The sequence below is a fragment of the Dellaglioa sp. CoH-57-MRSF-17 genome (genome assembly GCF_056782015.1).
Genome location: NZ_JBXAXY010000005.1, coordinates 83,116 through 98,942, shown reverse-complemented (window position 1 = coordinate 98,942; position 15,827 = coordinate 83,116). Strand labels below are relative to the sequence as shown.

18 protein-coding genes and 1 riboswitch are annotated in these 15,827 nt (G+C 36.0%); of the genes, 4 read left to right on the top strand and 14 right to left on the bottom strand.

Annotation, left to right across the window (positions count from 1 at the left end):
* Window positions 1–279: 279 nt before the first annotated feature.
* The 8 genes from serS to AC1RPJ_RS06330 all read right to left on the bottom strand — a co-directional run bounded on the left by serS (window position 280) and on the right by AC1RPJ_RS06330 (window position 8,682).
* On the bottom strand, window positions 280–1,548 hold the full coding sequence (gene serS, locus AC1RPJ_RS06365) for a serine--tRNA ligase (RefSeq protein ID WP_481761724.1): 1,269 nt from the start codon (window positions 1,546–1,548) through the stop codon (window positions 280–282).
* A gap of 277 nt (window positions 1,549–1,825) precedes the next feature.
* Window positions 1,826–2,557 carry a M15 family metallopeptidase gene (locus AC1RPJ_RS06360; RefSeq protein WP_481761725.1) on the bottom strand — a complete coding sequence of 244 codons (732 nt, stop codon included), beginning with the start codon at window positions 2,555–2,557 and terminating at the stop codon, window positions 1,826–1,828.
* Window positions 2,558–2,565: 8 nt separating this feature from the next.
* Window positions 2,566–3,996, bottom strand: a complete 1,431-nt coding sequence (locus tag AC1RPJ_RS06355) for an amino acid permease (protein ID WP_481761726.1) — start codon at window positions 3,994–3,996, stop codon at window positions 2,566–2,568.
* A gap of 124 nt (window positions 3,997–4,120) precedes the next feature.
* Window positions 4,121–4,305, bottom strand: a riboswitch (Lysine riboswitch).
* A gap of 44 nt (window positions 4,306–4,349) precedes the next feature.
* Complete coding sequence (gene budA / locus AC1RPJ_RS06350; protein ID WP_481761727.1) at window positions 4,350–5,063, bottom strand: acetolactate decarboxylase; 714 nt, start codon at window positions 5,061–5,063, stop codon at window positions 4,350–4,352.
* Window positions 5,064–5,089: 26 nt separating this feature from the next.
* Window positions 5,090–6,769 carry an acetolactate synthase AlsS gene (gene alsS / locus AC1RPJ_RS06345; RefSeq protein ID WP_481761728.1) on the bottom strand — a complete coding sequence of 560 codons (1,680 nt, stop codon included), beginning with the start codon at window positions 6,767–6,769 and terminating at the stop codon, window positions 5,090–5,092.
* Window positions 6,770–6,904: 135 nt separating this feature from the next.
* Window positions 6,905–7,438 (bottom strand): Rrf2 family transcriptional regulator, encoded by a 534-nt coding sequence (locus tag AC1RPJ_RS06340; RefSeq protein WP_481761729.1) that lies wholly within the window; start codon window positions 7,436–7,438, stop codon window positions 6,905–6,907.
* 86 nt (window positions 7,439–7,524) lie between these two features.
* Window positions 7,525–8,046: a GNAT family N-acetyltransferase gene (locus AC1RPJ_RS06335; RefSeq protein ID WP_481761730.1), complete on the bottom strand. Its 522-nt coding sequence runs from the start codon at window positions 8,044–8,046 to the stop codon at window positions 7,525–7,527.
* A 3-nt stretch (window positions 8,047–8,049) separates the two neighbouring features.
* Entirely contained in the window at window positions 8,050–8,682 is a 633-nt protein-coding gene (locus AC1RPJ_RS06330) for a phosphatase PAP2 family protein (RefSeq protein WP_481761731.1), read from the bottom strand.
* Between the two features lie 184 nt (window positions 8,683–8,866).
* On the opposite strand from AC1RPJ_RS06330, the gene AC1RPJ_RS06325 reads away from it, so the two are divergent.
* From AC1RPJ_RS06325 to AC1RPJ_RS06315, 3 genes are read left to right on the top strand one after another with little or no spacing between them, the layout of a single operon-like run.
* A complete protein-coding gene (locus AC1RPJ_RS06325; protein WP_481761732.1) occupies window positions 8,867–9,709 on the top strand; it encodes a sulfite exporter TauE/SafE family protein in 843 nt (280 codons plus the stop codon).
* Window positions 9,709–10,083: a DUF1634 domain-containing protein gene (locus tag AC1RPJ_RS06320; RefSeq protein ID WP_481761733.1), complete on the top strand. Its 375-nt coding sequence runs from the start codon at window positions 9,709–9,711 to the stop codon at window positions 10,081–10,083. The genes AC1RPJ_RS06325 and AC1RPJ_RS06320 overlap by 1 nt, the downstream gene beginning before the upstream one ends.
* A gap of 21 nt (window positions 10,084–10,104) precedes the next feature.
* Complete coding sequence (locus tag AC1RPJ_RS06315) at window positions 10,105–11,184, top strand: LCP family glycopolymer transferase (RefSeq protein ID WP_481761734.1); 1,080 nt, start codon at window positions 10,105–10,107, stop codon at window positions 11,182–11,184.
* 90 nt (window positions 11,185–11,274) lie between these two features.
* Here the strand turns inward: AC1RPJ_RS06315 and AC1RPJ_RS06310 are convergent, their stop codons facing one another.
* From AC1RPJ_RS06310 to AC1RPJ_RS06300, 3 genes are all read right to left on the bottom strand, one after another.
* Window positions 11,275–11,475 carry a cold-shock protein gene (locus AC1RPJ_RS06310; protein ID WP_112251328.1) on the bottom strand — a complete coding sequence of 67 codons (201 nt, stop codon included), beginning with the start codon at window positions 11,473–11,475 and terminating at the stop codon, window positions 11,275–11,277.
* A 166-nt stretch (window positions 11,476–11,641) separates the two neighbouring features.
* Window positions 11,642–12,055: a helix-turn-helix domain-containing protein gene (locus AC1RPJ_RS06305; RefSeq protein WP_481761735.1), complete on the bottom strand. Its 414-nt coding sequence runs from the start codon at window positions 12,053–12,055 to the stop codon at window positions 11,642–11,644.
* A gap of 54 nt (window positions 12,056–12,109) precedes the next feature.
* Complete coding sequence (locus AC1RPJ_RS06300) at window positions 12,110–12,802, bottom strand: VIT1/CCC1 transporter family protein (RefSeq protein WP_481761736.1); 693 nt, start codon at window positions 12,800–12,802, stop codon at window positions 12,110–12,112.
* A 216-nt stretch (window positions 12,803–13,018) separates the two neighbouring features.
* Between AC1RPJ_RS06300 and AC1RPJ_RS06295 the strand changes: the two genes are divergently transcribed.
* Window positions 13,019–13,546: a hypothetical protein gene (locus tag AC1RPJ_RS06295; protein ID WP_481761737.1), complete on the top strand. Its 528-nt coding sequence runs from the start codon at window positions 13,019–13,021 to the stop codon at window positions 13,544–13,546.
* 31 nt (window positions 13,547–13,577) lie between these two features.
* On the opposite strand, the gene AC1RPJ_RS06290 is transcribed toward AC1RPJ_RS06295, so the two are convergent.
* The 3 genes from AC1RPJ_RS06290 to AC1RPJ_RS06280 all read right to left on the bottom strand — a co-directional run bounded on the left by AC1RPJ_RS06290 (window position 13,578) and on the right by AC1RPJ_RS06280 (window position 15,805).
* Window positions 13,578–13,964 carry a DUF956 family protein gene (locus AC1RPJ_RS06290; protein ID WP_409021995.1) on the bottom strand — a complete coding sequence of 129 codons (387 nt, stop codon included), beginning with the start codon at window positions 13,962–13,964 and terminating at the stop codon, window positions 13,578–13,580.
* Window positions 13,965–14,069: 105 nt separating this feature from the next.
* A complete protein-coding gene (locus tag AC1RPJ_RS06285) occupies window positions 14,070–14,978 on the bottom strand; it encodes a PTS system mannose/fructose/sorbose family transporter subunit IID (protein ID WP_481761738.1) in 909 nt (302 codons plus the stop codon).
* A gap of 23 nt (window positions 14,979–15,001) precedes the next feature.
* Complete coding sequence (locus tag AC1RPJ_RS06280) at window positions 15,002–15,805, bottom strand: PTS mannose/fructose/sorbose transporter subunit IIC (RefSeq protein ID WP_481761739.1); 804 nt, start codon at window positions 15,803–15,805, stop codon at window positions 15,002–15,004.
* Window positions 15,806–15,827 lie beyond the last annotated feature (22 nt).

The window sequence follows — 15,827 nt, the reverse complement described above, 5'->3', positions numbered from 1 at the left end:
ACATTTGATTTGTCGAAAATTTGTTCAGTTTTCAAAGATCTACTTGGTTGCTTTTGACAACTTTTATATCATATCAACCACGTCATGATTTGTCAAGAATTTTTTTGAATAAATATTCATTTCTTCTTGCCGTATCAATCAGCTTTATTAATATACCATCTGGTATACACCCTGTCAATACTTCATTACAGATAAATTTGATTTATTAATTATTACTTTATCAAAAAAGCGACTTAACCTCATCGAATTGATAAGTTTAAGTCGCTTTTTTGATAAAAGCTATTTAATAATGTCTAATCCACCCATGTATGGTTGAAGAACTTCCGGAATAGTTACCGACCCGTCTTCATTCTGATAATTTTCAAGAACTGCTGCTAGCGTACGACCAACTGCCAATCCTGAACCATTCAACGTGTGTACAAACTGTAATTTTCCATCATCATCCCTATATTGGATATGAGCCCTACGAGCCTGAAATGCTTCAGTATTAGAACAACTTGAAATTTCACGATACATATTTTGTGCAGGTAACCAAACCTCTAAATCATGTGTCATTGCTGCTGAGAATCCCATATCTCCCGTTGACAATGTTATCACATGATATGGTAACCCAAGTTTTTCCATAATTCTGCCTGCATCACTTGTCATTTTTTCTAGTTCTGCATATGAATCTTCTGGTTTAGTATATTTCACCATTTCAACTTTATTAAATTGATGCAATCTAATCAATCCACGTGTATCTCTTCCAGCGCTTCCTGCTTCAGATCTGAATGAGGGTGAGAGAGCTGTGAAATATACTGGTAATTTTTCTTCCGGAATAACTTCATCCCTGTAGTAATTAGTTAATGGTACTTCTGCTGTTGGAATTAACGTTAAATTTTCATTTGCGATTTGAAAAACGTCTTCCTTAAACTTCGGAAATTGACCAGTTCCGTACATTGACTCATCATTAACAATATATGGAGGAATAATCTCTGTATAACCATCAATTGCATGTTGATCAAGCATAAAATTGTATAAAGCACGTTCTAAACGAGCTCCCCATCCTTTATAGTATAGGAATCGACTGCCCGACACTTTAGCGCCACGTTCAAAATCTAAAATATCTAAATTTTCACCGATTTCCCAATGTGCTTTCGGCTCAAAATCAAAAGTTCTTGGTGTACCTACTTTTCTTAATTCAATGTTTGAATCTTCATCAGGACCTACTGGAATCGTTTTATTTGGCATATTTGGTAGTCGCGATGCCATATCTGTTACGTCTGCATCTAAAACCTTTAATTCTTCATCAAATGCTTTAATTTCATCTCCGACTTTTTTCATTTCTTCGATTTGAGCATCTGCATTTTCTTTATTTCGTTTTAATTGTGCAATAGCTTGCGATACATCGTTTCTTTTCTTTTTTAAAGTTTCGGTTTGAACAATAATATCCCTACGTTTACGATCCTTTTCAACCATTTCATCAATAATCTCTGGTTTTACCCCACGATTACCCAATTGTTCCTTAACTTCATCGACATTTTGACGAATCATTTTAATATCTAACATATTCTGTTCCTCCTTTTTTTGTATAAAAAAAGCCCACTCATCCACTAATTGGGACGAAAGGCTCATTTTCGCGGTACCACCCAAGTTCGACAAATAATCATTTGTCACACTCAAATAGATAACGGTCTCCCGTGTGGCATTACCCACCCACTTATTCACGCCGGATTTTCAGCTTCGTAATTTCCACCACCATTACGTCTCTTAAATGCCTACTTATAACGTTTTCCGTGTTTATTTATTACTTTAATAATAAGCGTTGTTTTATTAAATTGCAAGTTTAATTCTTACCCGCTTTATTAAGCAAATCGATATACTCTTCTAACGAAAGATGATGCTTAACTATATATTTCGCGTTACTTTTACCAACATAGCGGAAATGCCATGTTTCATAATCAATTTTAGTCGATTTTTCTTTATCTTTCGGGAATCTCAATATAAATCCATAATTTACCGCATGGTTGATTAACCATTTTTGACCCTTATCTGTTTCACTACTATTATCTAAATCATTATGTTTGGCATACCAATTTGATGACATCATATCGACTGCTAGTCCGGTGTGATGTTCGCTTGATCCTGGTTCTGCCACATACTCTTTTGTTAATTGTTTAGCCTGAGCAACTGACTTTCCCGAATTTTCATAGCTTTTAATTGAGTCTGCATAGACCTCTTTTTGGTAGCTAATTGATCGATAACCAGATACCAGTGACGCCTTATACCCGGCCTTATTTGCTGCTGATACAAAATCATTCAAAGCACTCTCAATTTTTGAATTTACAATAACATTTCCATCTATTTTCTGTTTAAAATCCAGTTCTTGCTTGAGTTTATGCTCTGAATTAACTAATATTAAATTCCAATCATTTGCCTTTACACCTTTAGGTAGCTCACTTTTTTGTGTGACTTTTACCGTTTTATGGCTAGGTGTCGTATTCGCTTTCTTACCGCATGCACCTATTAATAGTGCACACATCATTACTACCATCATCATCCATTTTCTTCTAGTCAAAATGTGCCTCATTTCTTTGATAAATCTACATCTTTTAATGGAATTAATTTTGTTTTATAGCGTATTTTATAATATGTGTACAAGATAACAAATAACGGAATGCTCATATAACTAACCGAGATTGCTTCCCAATCAAAATTTTTAAATGATTGAATATCTTGTCCAAGAATAACTAAAATACAAAGAACAAGCGCTAAAATAGGGCCCACTGGGAACCATTTTGCAGAGTACTTTAATTCTGACACTTCATGTCCTTGCGCTTTGAACGCTTTTCTAAATCTGTAATGTGAGATTGCAATTCCTAGCCAAGCGATGAATCCAGTTAACCCACTAGCACTCAGTAAAAAGACATACACTTTTGCTCCAAAAACACTTGCTAAAAATGTGAGTAATCCGATAAATGTTGTTCCCACTAGTGCTGCCATTGGAATACCACGACTATTCGTTTGTTTAAACTTTTTAGGAGCGTAACCCTGTTCCGCAAGTGAATGAAGCATTCGAGTTGATGCATACATTCCTGAATTTGCAGCTGAAAGTACAGATGTTAAGATAACTGCATTCATAACACTTGCTGCAGAGGCTAACCCAGCTCTTTGAAAGACCAATGTAAATGGACTAATTGAAATATCTGATGCGCTTGAGCCGAGTAAATCTGGACTTGTATACGGAATAATTGCTGCAATGATAAAAATAGCGAAAATATAGAATAGTAGAATCCGCCAAAACACTTGTTTAATTGCTTTTGGAATACTCTTTTCAGGCGTTTCTGATTCTCCCGCCGTAATACCGATTAATTCAGTTCCTTGGAAAGAGAAACCAGCGACGACGAATACACTTAGAATCATTGGAACACCACCAACAAATGGAGCTTTCTTCATTGTAAAGTTTTCAAGTCCCGTTGCATGGCCACCTAGAATACCAAATATAGTCAATACACCAACGATTAAGAAGACAATGACAGTCACCACTTTAATAATTGATAACCAATATTCTGTTTCACCAAATGATTTAACTGACAACGCATTAATTGAAAAAATAATAACTAACGAGATTGTACTAAAAATCCATCCTGGTACATCTGGCAACCAAAATTGCATAACCAAGGCAGCTGTACTAATATCAACAGCCAATGTAATTGCCCAGTTAAACCAGTAATTCCAACCCATTGCAAAACCCATCGCAGGATCAACAAATCGCGTTGAATAAACCGCAAACGACCCTGAAACTGGTAAATACGTTGCCATTTCACCTAAACTAGTCATTAAAAAGTAAACCATAATTCCAATGCCAATGTAAGCTAGTAACGCACCACCTGGCCCTGCCTTCGAAATTGCTGACCCACTCGCAACGAATAAGCCTGTTCCAATACTTCCACCCAAGGCAATCATTGATAAGTGTCTTGTTTTTAACTCTCGGTGCATACCTTCTTGTTCTGCCATATGAAATCCCCCCTATATATAGAGGAGCACTCGTGATTTTTAAAATTGAGAAAAGAAAAAGAGACCTTTTGTACAACACTATTACGCGTTATACAAAAAGACTCAGATTAATAGACTCAGTCAAATCGTTATAAGCGCCCCGTGATTACTATATAATCACGACAGTTTCTGACTTATTAAATCAGACCCCAGCAGTCACTAAATCTAAGTTAGCATCCACTTCGGCAGTTCACCCTTTCAGTTTAACTTCTTCAGCACTTAATTGCTTCATTAAACATACTTATGAAAACTGCATCCTCTTCTTTCGATAATTCTTACTATAATCAATTCACTGATATTTTGCAAGCTGTATCCTAATTTTCAGCTATATTAATTTCATCATGCAACTTTTCAATATCTGTTTCATTTTTTAAAAAAGCTTCATTTTCGATTGGAAAGTGTTGTTCAATCGAACTAAATGGCTGTAAACTCACAACCCCATTTTTTAAATGATAATCTAAAATATGTCCACCCATTTTATTTTCATCAGATAAAAAATGAATATGGAATCCCGCTGCACCAATTCCTTGAAATAACTCAGGTGTGAAATAGCCAATAGCTGTTCCATCAATATCTTCTTCTTCAAATTCCGATTGTTTGGCAGTTACCGCAGTTAATTCTGGATACGGTTTACTTTGTTTAGCAACAGATCGTGTACTCATTTTACTAAATGTTCCTTTAATAAGAACACTAAAAAATAAATTTTGGTAAGGATATAATTCAAGTAATTGCTCTTCTAAAACATTTCCTGCCACATTTTCAAATTGAATAGATGCGTCTGCTTGATTAAAATGGACTGTCGCAAATGGAACAAGAACGTCATCGCTAACTTGATTAATTTGACCTTTTGCAGTAATCTGGAAAGCCTTTCCGTCAATCACAATCATTTCGCCATCTAAATCACCAACAGTTCCAATTCCGTAATCACCATGTTTCAATAATTCTCCAACACTCAATGTGCCTTCGTACAAGCCTTCAATTAATGTTGCTAAGGTACCATGTTGATAAACCTTTTTTATATCTTGCATGTCGTTGACCTCTCTTGAAAATTATTTTAATATAATTGATCCATTAAAATTGATTGTCCTAATTCTTGATTATCTTTATAATCAACTGGTATATCAACAATAACAGGACCATTAGTTGCAAATGCTTCATCTAATGTTTTAGCTAAATCTTGTGCTTTTTCAACGCGTAAGCCTTTTGCACCAAAACTTTCCGCATATTTCACAAAATCCACTGCGCCAAAATTCACACCGGCAGATTGACCATATTTCATTTCTTCTTGGAATTTAACCATATCGTAGTGTCCATCATTCCAAATAATATGAACAATATTCAGATTCAAACGAACCGCTGTTTCCAAATCTTGGGCTGAAAACAAGAATCCACCATCTCCAGAAATTGAGACGATTTGTGTATTAGGTCGAACTAAGGCCGCTGAAATTGCCCAAGGTAACGCAACTCCTAATGTTTGCATCCCATTACTAAATAATAAATGACGTGGTTCATAACTTCTAAAATGTCGCGCGATCCAAATGTAGAAACTACCGACATCAACTGCTACCGTCATTTCATCTGAAACACGTTTTTGTAATTCTTGGATAATGCTTAATGGATGACTGGTTAATGTGTCACTTGTCACAACTGGCGCTTCATCCCTAGCCTGTAATTTTTCTTGTAAGCCATCTAAATACTCACGAGATTCAGATGCCATTTGATAGCCTTTCATATAGGGTAATAAAAATTCAAGTGTTTGCGCGATGTCGCCCACTAACTCTTTCTTTGGTTGGAAATTATGATCAATCTCTGAACGCATATCGTCAACAACAACAATATTAGCTGTTCCTTCTGCATTCCAGTTACGTGGTTCATATTCAATAGGATCATAGCCAATTGTAATAACTAAATCGCTCTTTTTAAGTAATTGATCCCCTGGTTGATTTCTGAATAAGCCCACACGACCAAAGAAATCACCGACTAATTCACGCGATATCACACCAGCGGCTTGAAATGTTTCCACAACAGGTAGATTCGTTGCTTCAACTAAATTACGAATAGCTTTTGTTACTTCTGGTGAAGATGCCCGCATTCCCACAAGTAAAACAGGTAATTTTGCTGCTTTAATTTCTTGTGCTAAAAGTGTACTTTCTACCGGGCTAGCGGGACCTAATTTAGGTGCCATTAAAGGCTGGATAACTTTTGTTTTCACTTCTGAATCTGTTACATCTTGGGGAATACTAACGAAACTTGCCCCTTGCTTTGCAGCCTCAGCTTCTTGGTAAGCATTAGCAATCACTTCTGAAATATTCTCAGGTTCTTGAACCTCTGCACTATATTTAGTGATTGGTTCAAATAATGCCGTGTTATTCATACTTTGATGCGTTAGTCTCGTTAAATCTGAACGTTTCACTTGACCAGAAATAGCAAGAACAGGATCACCTTCTGCCGTAGCCGTCACAACGCCTGTTGCCAAATTACTTGCACCAGGTCCGGAAGTCGTTAAAACAACCCCCGGTTTACCTGTAATACGACCAATCCCAGCAGCCATAAATGCTGCATTTTGTTCATGGCGCGTAATAATTAATTCTGGCGATTTAGAATTCGTCGGATGTTCCAATTTTTCAAAAACACGATCAATTTTTGCACCAGGAATACCAAATACATATTTCACATCATGATTTATTAAACTATCAACAATGGCATCTGCGCCGTAATATTTATTATCTGTCATTAGATTTCCTCCGAATTTGTTTTAGTAGTATCCATGATAGCATTTTCACAAATAAATGACTATGGTTTAAACTTACCAAATGTAAGCCTAAATAAAAAACCATTATTAACCCAGTTATGGTTAATAATGGTTTCGTTATTTATGATTTCCGGTTACATTTTCGACAATTTTTTGAATGATTAATTTACGTTGACCACTGATATCTTCTTCATTCCAATTAATTAAAGGAATTTCAGTTTCGTCAAACGTTGCTGCAATTAGTTGATAAACCGTTTGTGACTCTAAATAATTAGCCCAACGTTTATCCGCTTCAGCAAAAACACTATTAACGACGACGGTTGCTTTTTCTGTATCTTGTTTAAATTCACGAAATACACGATCAAAGAAACCGAAGTTTGGATAGGTTTCAATCTTTCCTTCCGAAGCCTCCACAATTTCTAATAAATTGATATCCTTAGCATCCCTTGCTAACGTAAAACCGCCATTATTACCTGAAACAGATTTCACAAGTCCCGCAACGACTAACTTACGCATAATTTTACGAAGATAAGTTTGTGAACCACCAAGACGAGCGTTGATTACTTGCGATGAAATTGGCACACCCTTATCCTGCGTTGCCAATAAAGAAATAATACACGCTGCTTGTTCAAATCCTTTTGTTAATTGCATAGTCAGCTACCCCCGGTTGATTAATTTTCAAATAGTTCTATATATACGAATAAAGGATAACATATGTCGTTGACAATTGGTATTGATTATTTTAAATCAACCGCATAAACAATTTCATTAATTAGAGCAGCAGGTTGAAAAAGGGATGAAACCGCTCTTTTTTCAACAAATTTAAAATTGGATTTTTTTAACACTTTGATAGATGCTTTATTTTCAATAGTTGTCACGCCAATTACACGTTCTAAATCTAACGCCTGAGCCATTGTTAAAAGTCCTTGAACTGCTTCAGTCATTATCCCTTGATTCTTAAAAATAGGATTTAGTGCATAGCCAACCTCTTTAACTACCAAACTAGGTTCTTGATTCTCATCAACTACTTCATATAAACCGATATTACCGACTACTTTTTGATTTCCTTTACACTCAATCGCAAATATACTTTGTTTTTGTAGCGTCGCAACGAACAAACTAGCTTCAGCCAATGAATTCACGGGTAAAAAGCCAGCCATTTGACCAACCGTTTCATCACAAGCATATTCATATATGTCATTTATGTCTGATGAGCATAACGGACGTACCACAAGCCGTTTCGTTTCATATTGATTCATTTTTTAGCCCTCAATTTTAAATTTATTCAGAATTTTTAGATATATAACGCGTGCAATGGCTATCCAAGTGACTGTTAAAAGAACAGCGCCTACCGTATCCGTCGGAAAGTGAGCTTGTAGATATACTCTTGAAATCATAATCATCATGATCCATATCGCTAATAAGCAGTTAATCAAAAATTGTTTACTATACTTAAATTCTACCAGCATAATACTCATTATCGTTAGACAAAATAATGCCACCCCGAACGTATGTCCACTGGGGAAACTGAATCCAGTAATTGATCCATGCCCCACTGGTCGAGGTCTCTGGACGCTACTTTTAATGAGCTTAATTAACAGTGCTCCAGTCATTATGGTCATCCCTGTCCAAATAGCGAGTACACCTCGTCGTAATTTATATAAAATAATCATCAAAATGACTGAATACAACCCTATCATCATCGGACTACTTAGCCAACTGATTATCTGCATCACTTGGTCTAGTTGCGCTGTAGGATGAAACCTAACAACTGCAATGATATTATTATCTATACCATGAATAAAATTATTTTTTGTTACTATTAATAACGTCAATATTGCGAATAGTCCACTGCCTATTATGACTACTCCATAAAGTTTATTCTTATTAATCATTACTCTAACCTCTTAATTACAGTCTATTTTATCCACATAATTTATCATATTTTTTAATTTGTTTAAAGTTAGTTACCAAAATCTTTAAGAATTCATACAGAAATCAAGCAAATGCTCAATTTTATGTAAGTTTATGGTAAAATAGGATATCTTTATAAATTTAGAAAAGAGTTGAAAATAAATAATGAATACGCTACTACTTATGCTTGCCGCTGGTCTTGTGGCAGGTGCTCTAGGATCTATCTTAGGATTAGGTGGCGGCATCATTGTCACCCCGGTCTTAACTTTAATGATGGGATTAGATATTAAATACGCTATTGGTGCTAGTATCATTGCCGTTATCGCAACGAGTTCTGGTGCTACAATTGCATTTCTAAAAGATGACGTTTTAAATTTGAGGGTCGCCATGTTTTTAGAAATCGCAACGACAATTGGTGCGATTTGTGGAGCACTCTTAACAGGAGTCTTTAATACATCCTTTCTCTTCATTTTATTCGGTGCTTTTTTGCTACTTTCTGTCTACAACATGCTTAAAAAAATTTTTGTAGGTGAAGAAGTTTTAAAATCAGCTGAACCTGATTATTTATCTACCAAATTTAAACTGAATAGTTCGTACTATGATAAACAACTAAAAAAACAAGTTGATTATCAAGTCGAAAATGTTCCAGGTGGGATGGCGATTATGCTTGGTGCTGGAGTTGCTAGTGGACTACTAGGAATCGGATCTGGTATTTTCAAAGTTATGGCAATGGATACTGCAATGAAAATGCCGTTGAAACCATCAAGTTCAACAAGTAACTTAATGATGGGTGTCACCGCTGCCGCAAGTGCGACCGTCTACTTTTTCAATGGTTCAATTAGACCTGATATTGCGGTTCCATTAGCGCTAGGAATTTTAGTTGGTTCATCAATTGGTTCGCGTGCAATGCAATACCTACCCGCAAAAATAATTCGCCTCATTTTTGTACCTGTACTATTGTATGTCAGCATTCAGATGATTCTAAAAGGATTCGGGGTATCTATCTAATGATGAATGAAAAAAATAACACATCAGCCGAAATGGCAAAAATTGAATTAATGATTGGTCAAATACTAAGAATTGGCGTTTTCATTTCTGCGATAATTATGATTATTGGTCTTATCCTATCCTTAGTTACAGGTTCAACAGGCTATCAAGGTAATACATTTCCAACTTCATTTTCTGCTATCATTTCTGGAATTGTCGCACTTAAACCTTACGCAATTATGATGCTTGGGCTATTTTGCTTAATACTAACACCAATTCTTCGTGTCGTTATTTCAATTTATGCTTTCTACAAAGAAAAAGATTATCTGTACGTTAAAATTACCGTCATCGTTTTAGTCATTTTAATTGCTGGCTTTTTTATTGGCGAACATTAATTAATAAAGGGGAACATTTCAATGTCAAGTCGTCGAGAAAACTATCATAAAGAACAACTACTACACCAAGAAACAACTAATCACCTGCCTTTACCAAAACGCGAAAGAAAAAATAAAAAGCAAAACAAGAAACGTCGTCGCTTAATTTGGTTAATCATTATAATAATCGCTGCTATCTGCGGTGGCGTTTATGCCTACCATAAATACTCAAACGCTAAAAATGCAGCTGATAAAATCTATACTTCTACTAAAATTGCTAAAACTAGAAATGTCGCAGCGGTTTTGGAAAAGGACCATCCTATTTCGATTTTACTTTTAGGTTCTGATGATGGTGCCTTGGGTCGTGCTAAAACTGGTGGCCGAACGGATACTTTAATCGTTGCCACACTTAACCCTAAAACAGAATCAATGACCTTAATCAGTTTACCGCGTGATACTGAAGTTGCGGTTTCAGACCATGAATCAGATTTTCCAAGTAAGATAAACGCTGCCTATGCTTATGGTGGTGCTGCAACTGCCGTTAAAACTGTTGAAAAATATTTCAATGTACCCATTGATTTCTACGCAACAATCAACATGGGCGGTTTAGAATCACTAGTTGATGCTGTTGACGGTGTTGACGTTAATCCACCACTATCTTTTTCTTATAATGGTGCCAGCTTCAAAAAAGGCGTTAAAACTCATGTCAACGGTAAACAAGCCCTTTCGTATGCCCGCATGAGATATGATGATCCTCTTGGCGATTACGGTCGACAAAAACGCCAACGTCAGATTATTATGGCAGTGGCTTTAAAAAGTACACAACTTCAAAATTTATTAGACGATAAATTTTTAAATACAATGTCATCTCAAATGAAAACTGATTTAACATTCAATGATCTTACCGTCTTAGGTACCAATTATCGTAAGGCAACACATCATTCACATTCAGATTATCTACAAGGTACAGGAACAATGGTCAATGGAGAAGCTTTTGAAATTGCCAGCGAAACTGAAAAACAACGTATCACTGATAAATTACGTTCCACACTTGGCTTGGTTCCAGCTAAAACTGGAAATACTTTAACAGCCGATACAAAAATTAATACAACTCGTGAATAGTTAAAAGTAGGCCGTCAATCGGGGATTGACGGCCTACTTTTTTGCATAAAAAAACAACTCACCTAAATGGCAAGTTGTTTAGATTTTAAATTAGTCTTTGTTTACGTTTACTGCTTGTGGTCCACGGTCACTATCTTCAACGTCAAAAGTTACTTTTTGACCTTCGTCTAATGTTTTAAAACCGTCACCTTGAATAGCTGAGAAATGTACGAATACATCACTACCATCTTCGCGAGTAATGAAACCAAAACCTTTATCTGCGTTAAACCATTTTACTGTACCTTGTTCCATGAATAAAATCCTCCTTGTGTCTATGTGACACGTTTTATTTATGACTCTCAAATCGTCCCAGTTGATATCGTTTCCGAAGACACTCATCAACTTCATTTGATTTGAAAAGCCACCTAAATTATATCACGTCTAATTGTAAAAACAAATTCTAAAATAGCGCTTTTATTTAGTTGTTTTCATCTTCAAGTGGTAACGCTAAATCATCATTTTCTTCCAGATTATATGGCTGGTATTTACCCATTAAATATCCTTGAATCATTTGAATAACTTCATAACGATCACTACCTGATAAAATTTTATCGCGGTATAAAAGTGTTGCCGTCCGTGCGAATAAATCTTCAAGATCAATCAATTCATCGTTAGTTTGACCAACTAAAAAATCAATTGAAACATGAAAGAATTCGGCCAACTTTCTGACTTCAAGATATGAGGGTGTATTAATACCACGCTCCCAACTACCAATCTGCGGGCCAGAATTCAAGTTATGATTCGATTTTTGAGACTGATTTAATCCAACAGCTAATTGAGTTAGCGTTAATCCACTACCTCTGCGCAATGCTTTTAATCTTTCCGGAAACATCAACAACACCTCCTTTAGATAAGCATACCTCTTTTTTAAAAAAAGGGTAGGTTTTTAACCAAATAAACCGCCAATATAATAAGTTACAGCCATTGTTACTAATCCAACAAAAACATTTCTTACCATGGCATGTCTAATATTATTACGCCCTAATATCCCGCTTACTGCCCCTGTTAAAAGTAAAGCTAAAGCAACGCCAATAACCGTCAGTGGAATCATAAACTCAGTTGGGAGTATCGCTATTAATAATAATGGAACTAGCGAGCCAACTACAAAGGATGTCATTGAGGACATCGCTGCGTGCCACGGATTTAAGTACTCACCGACATCAATATTGTTAACTTCTTTACAGTAATTTTCTAGTTCATTTTGAGACATTAGTTCATTGACCACATCCGTTGCGACCATCCGCGAGAATCCCTTTGCTTGGTAGATATTAATTAATCGTTCAATTTCAAATTCACGATTTTCTTTTAACTTTTTTGCAGCTGAATGGATAATCGATTTTTGTGTATCCCTTTGTGCAGAAACTGAGACGTATTCACCACCAGCCATTGAGAACGCTCCCGCAAACATACCAGCAAGTCCAGCTAAGACAAGATAGTACTTACCTTGACTAGCACCGGCCATCCCCAGAATAACGCCTGCAACTGAGATGATGCCATCATTAGCACCTAATACCCCTGCTCTTAAAATATTTAATTTCGTTGATAAAGCCATTCCTACTTTTAATGCACGACTATTCATCAAATGATTCACTCCATTTCCAATCATTTAAGTATAAGCTAATTGGGAACGATTATCAGTCGGGTTTATTAATTTCGTTAAGGAACATGATTGCCTTATCTTAAATGGGACACAATCTTACCATAGATAAAGACTGACTACTAGAAATCGAAAGGACCTGCATTTCAACCCATTATAGGATATACTTAAAGCAATTGTTCGAAAGAGGTGAATCAAATGTCTGACTCAAAAAAATACCCAATTAGTCCCTATTTTGAAATTAAAAATAATCATCCTTGGTACCTTGATGCCGAAATTGATGACTTATCACTTTATAATCAAAACTTTAAGGTTGTCTTACAAACAATAACTAAAAATGAAAATATTAATAAAGGGTGGCGCGATGAGGATTTAGAATCTAACATTCAGTTACTCCTTCTTATTGATTACGAAGAACTTGAAGTTTGGAAATATCCCGTCGATTTGTCATTTGATAAATTATCTTTAAAGGAAGATGTTGTATCATTCAATGAAAATAGTCGTATTGCACTTTATTTTGAAGATGATCAAGCTGTGATGCGAAAACTCGGCTACCTACCAAAAGAGGATACATTACAGGTCCATAATATTATGGCAGGCCTACCACATTATAAAATTGCCACTTATTTGACAGGCGGTCCTTATAAGAAATTAACGTTCGAAGACGACGAACTTCAAATTGATAATGGTTTTGAAGAATTTCGTTTAAATATTTTAATCTACTAAAAAAACATTCTCAATGAGAATGTTTTTTTGATTACTTATTTTTACTTTTTTTATTAAAAATTGATTTAACTGATCGTTTTAAAACATCGCCCATTCCAAGTGATTGAACCATATGAGCTGGATCAACATAGTTACGCATTGCACGTAACACCATTTTTGGTTTTTTAGACGCAAAAGTAAATGTCCCATTCTTCTTCGTTTTAATTGCATATCTCGGAATCCATCGTCCTTTAAACATCACAGACGCGATAACTTGATCAACTTCATCCCATGGAATTTGGATAAACTTGCGTGCATCACGGTCATTATAAAATTCAAACCCTTTATCGCCAATCATGATTTTACCATAATCAGTTAAACCTGTGAAAGCAGTTGCATCGATTGTTAAGTCTACCTTTGTATTAATTGACTGGACCATAGTATTTCGACTCCAATGTTTTTTGACGTTATCTTATTATACCTTAATTAATTGCATTGAACCATATAAAAAAACCCAGGAAAATTCCTGAGTTTTTTTGAAATTTTATAAAATTCCAAGTACGTGTCCACCGATACCAACTATGAATAAACCTAGAATGATAAGAATTGGTGAAACTTTTTTCTTAAGTAACCACATACAGAAGAATGTTAATAATAATGCTGCTAAACCTGGAATTAATTGATCCAAGTTATTTTGTAATGTTGTTACTTTATTTGGTGAAAGAGCTAAACCGTCGCTAGCTTGTTGCATAGCTGTTTGCATGCCTTTTCCACCTTGGAGTTTATCAAAATCAATATAAGCACCTTTATCCAACTTAACTGTTGAAATAACTGGCGTAAATTTGATTGAAACCCAACGTTCTACTAATGCGGCTAAAACGAACATTCCCAGTACCGAAGCACCTTTAGTAACATCTTGTAATAAGCCACCTGACATATCTTCAGAAATCTTAGAACCAGCTCTATAACCGAATTCTTGTGTATACCACATGAATCCCATACGGATGATATTCCAAGCTACGAAGAAAATGATTGGTCCCATAATGTTACCACCCATAGCCAATGAAGCACCTAAAGCACCTAACATTGGACGAACAGTAAACCAGAATACGGGATCACCGACACCAGCCAAAGGACCCATCATACCAACTTTAACACCTTGAATTGCAACATCATCAATAGGGGCACCATTAGCACGTTCTTCTTCAAGTGCTAATGTAACACCAAGGATTGGTGAAGCAAGATAAGGATGAGTGTTAAAGAATTCCATGTGTCGTTTCATTGCTGACGTACGTTCTTCTTTAGTTTTGTATAATTTTTTAATTGCTGGAATCATTGAGAATGTCCAACCACCATTTTGCATACGTTCGTAGTTCCATGAACCTTGAATAAACGTTGAACGCCATGCTACAGCCAATCGATCTTTTTTAGTTAATTCAATTTTATCTGCCATAATATATTCCTCCTTCTTCCAGTTTAATAATCGTTTAGAATTTCGCCAAGTGGATCACCGGTATTATTGCCACCGCCACCATTTGATGAACCACCCATTTTTGAAAGGTTCAAGTAAATAAGAGCAAGAGCAACACCGATAGCACCAATAGCGATCAATGTTAATTGAGTAATAGCTGCGACTACGAAACCAAGAATAAAGAATGGCCATACTTCTTTTGTAGCCATCATGTTAATAACAAGTGCATAACCAACGGCAACAACCATACCACCACCAATAGCCATACCATCTGTTAACCATGCGGGCATTGATTCAAGGAAACCTTTAACTGTTTCAGCTGGAATAAAGAGCAATGCTCCGGCTGGAATAGCAATACGGATACCTTGCATACCAATAGCAAGAACATGCCATATTTCTAGCTTACGGATATTACCTTGTTCTGCTGCTGCATCCATTGCATGAACAATAGGAACAGCAAGTGTACGAACAACCATTGTTAAGAATAATCCGGCAACGGCAAGGGGAACGGCGATAGCGATAGCTGATCCAACACCTTTAATCCCTTGTCCACCTAATACTAAAATAATTGCTGATGCAACTGAAGCAAGTGCAGCATCGGGTGCAATAGCTGCCCCGACATTAGCCCAACCAAGTGCGATCATTTGAAGTGTACCACCTAAAACAATTCCGGCGGTTAAATTACCGGTTACTAACCCGATTAATGTACATGCCACTAGTGGTTGATGGAATTGGAATTCATCTAAAATTCCACCCATACCAGCTAGAAAGGCAATAATTACTACTAAAATCATTGATATAGCTGACATAATAAGCCTCCTAAATTAATTT

What these genes read in the sequence shown, in the direction of transcription:
- AC1RPJ_RS06325 (WP_481761732.1), top strand. Translation starts at nt 8,867, where the DNA reads ATGAATACGCTACTACTTATGCTTGCCGCTGGTCTTGTGGCAGGTGCT.
- AC1RPJ_RS06285 (WP_481761738.1), bottom strand. Translation starts at nt 14,978, where the DNA reads ATGGCAGATAAAATTGAATTAACTAAAAAAGATCGATTGGCTGTAGCA.
- AC1RPJ_RS06305 (WP_481761735.1), bottom strand. Translation starts at nt 12,055, where the DNA reads ATGTTTCCGGAAAGATTAAAAGCATTGCGCAGAGGTAGTGGATTAACG.
- AC1RPJ_RS06315 (WP_481761734.1), top strand. Translation starts at nt 10,105, where the DNA reads ATGTCAAGTCGTCGAGAAAACTATCATAAAGAACAACTACTACACCAA.
- AC1RPJ_RS06355 (WP_481761726.1), bottom strand. Translation starts at nt 3,996, where the DNA reads ATGGCAGAACAAGAAGGTATGCACCGAGAGTTAAAAACAAGACACTTA.
- AC1RPJ_RS06330 (WP_481761731.1), bottom strand. Translation starts at nt 8,682, where the DNA reads ATGATTAATAAGAATAAACTTTATGGAGTAGTCATAATAGGCAGTGGA.
- AC1RPJ_RS06320 (WP_481761733.1), top strand. Translation starts at nt 9,709, where the DNA reads ATGATGAATGAAAAAAATAACACATCAGCCGAAATGGCAAAAATTGAA.
- alsS (WP_481761728.1), bottom strand. Translation starts at nt 6,769, where the DNA reads ATGACAGATAATAAATATTACGGCGCAGATGCCATTGTTGATAGTTTA.
- AC1RPJ_RS06310 (WP_112251328.1), bottom strand. Translation starts at nt 11,475, where the DNA reads ATGGAACAAGGTACAGTAAAATGGTTTAACGCAGATAAAGGTTTTGGT.
- AC1RPJ_RS06295 (WP_481761737.1), top strand. Translation starts at nt 13,019, where the DNA reads ATGTCTGACTCAAAAAAATACCCAATTAGTCCCTATTTTGAAATTAAA.
- AC1RPJ_RS06290 (WP_409021995.1), bottom strand. Translation starts at nt 13,964, where the DNA reads ATGGTCCAGTCAATTAATACAAAGGTAGACTTAACAATCGATGCAACT.
- serS (WP_481761724.1), bottom strand. Translation starts at nt 1,548, where the DNA reads ATGTTAGATATTAAAATGATTCGTCAAAATGTCGATGAAGTTAAGGAA.
- AC1RPJ_RS06340 (WP_481761729.1), bottom strand. Translation starts at nt 7,438, where the DNA reads ATGCAATTAACAAAAGGATTTGAACAAGCAGCGTGTATTATTTCTTTA.
- AC1RPJ_RS06335 (WP_481761730.1), bottom strand. Translation starts at nt 8,046, where the DNA reads ATGAATCAATATGAAACGAAACGGCTTGTGGTACGTCCGTTATGCTCA.
- AC1RPJ_RS06280 (WP_481761739.1), bottom strand. Translation starts at nt 15,805, where the DNA reads ATGTCAGCTATATCAATGATTTTAGTAGTAATTATTGCCTTTCTAGCT.
- budA (WP_481761727.1), bottom strand. Translation starts at nt 5,063, where the DNA reads ATGCAAGATATAAAAAAGGTTTATCAACATGGTACCTTAGCAACATTA.
- AC1RPJ_RS06300 (WP_481761736.1), bottom strand. Translation starts at nt 12,802, where the DNA reads ATGAATAGTCGTGCATTAAAAGTAGGAATGGCTTTATCAACGAAATTA.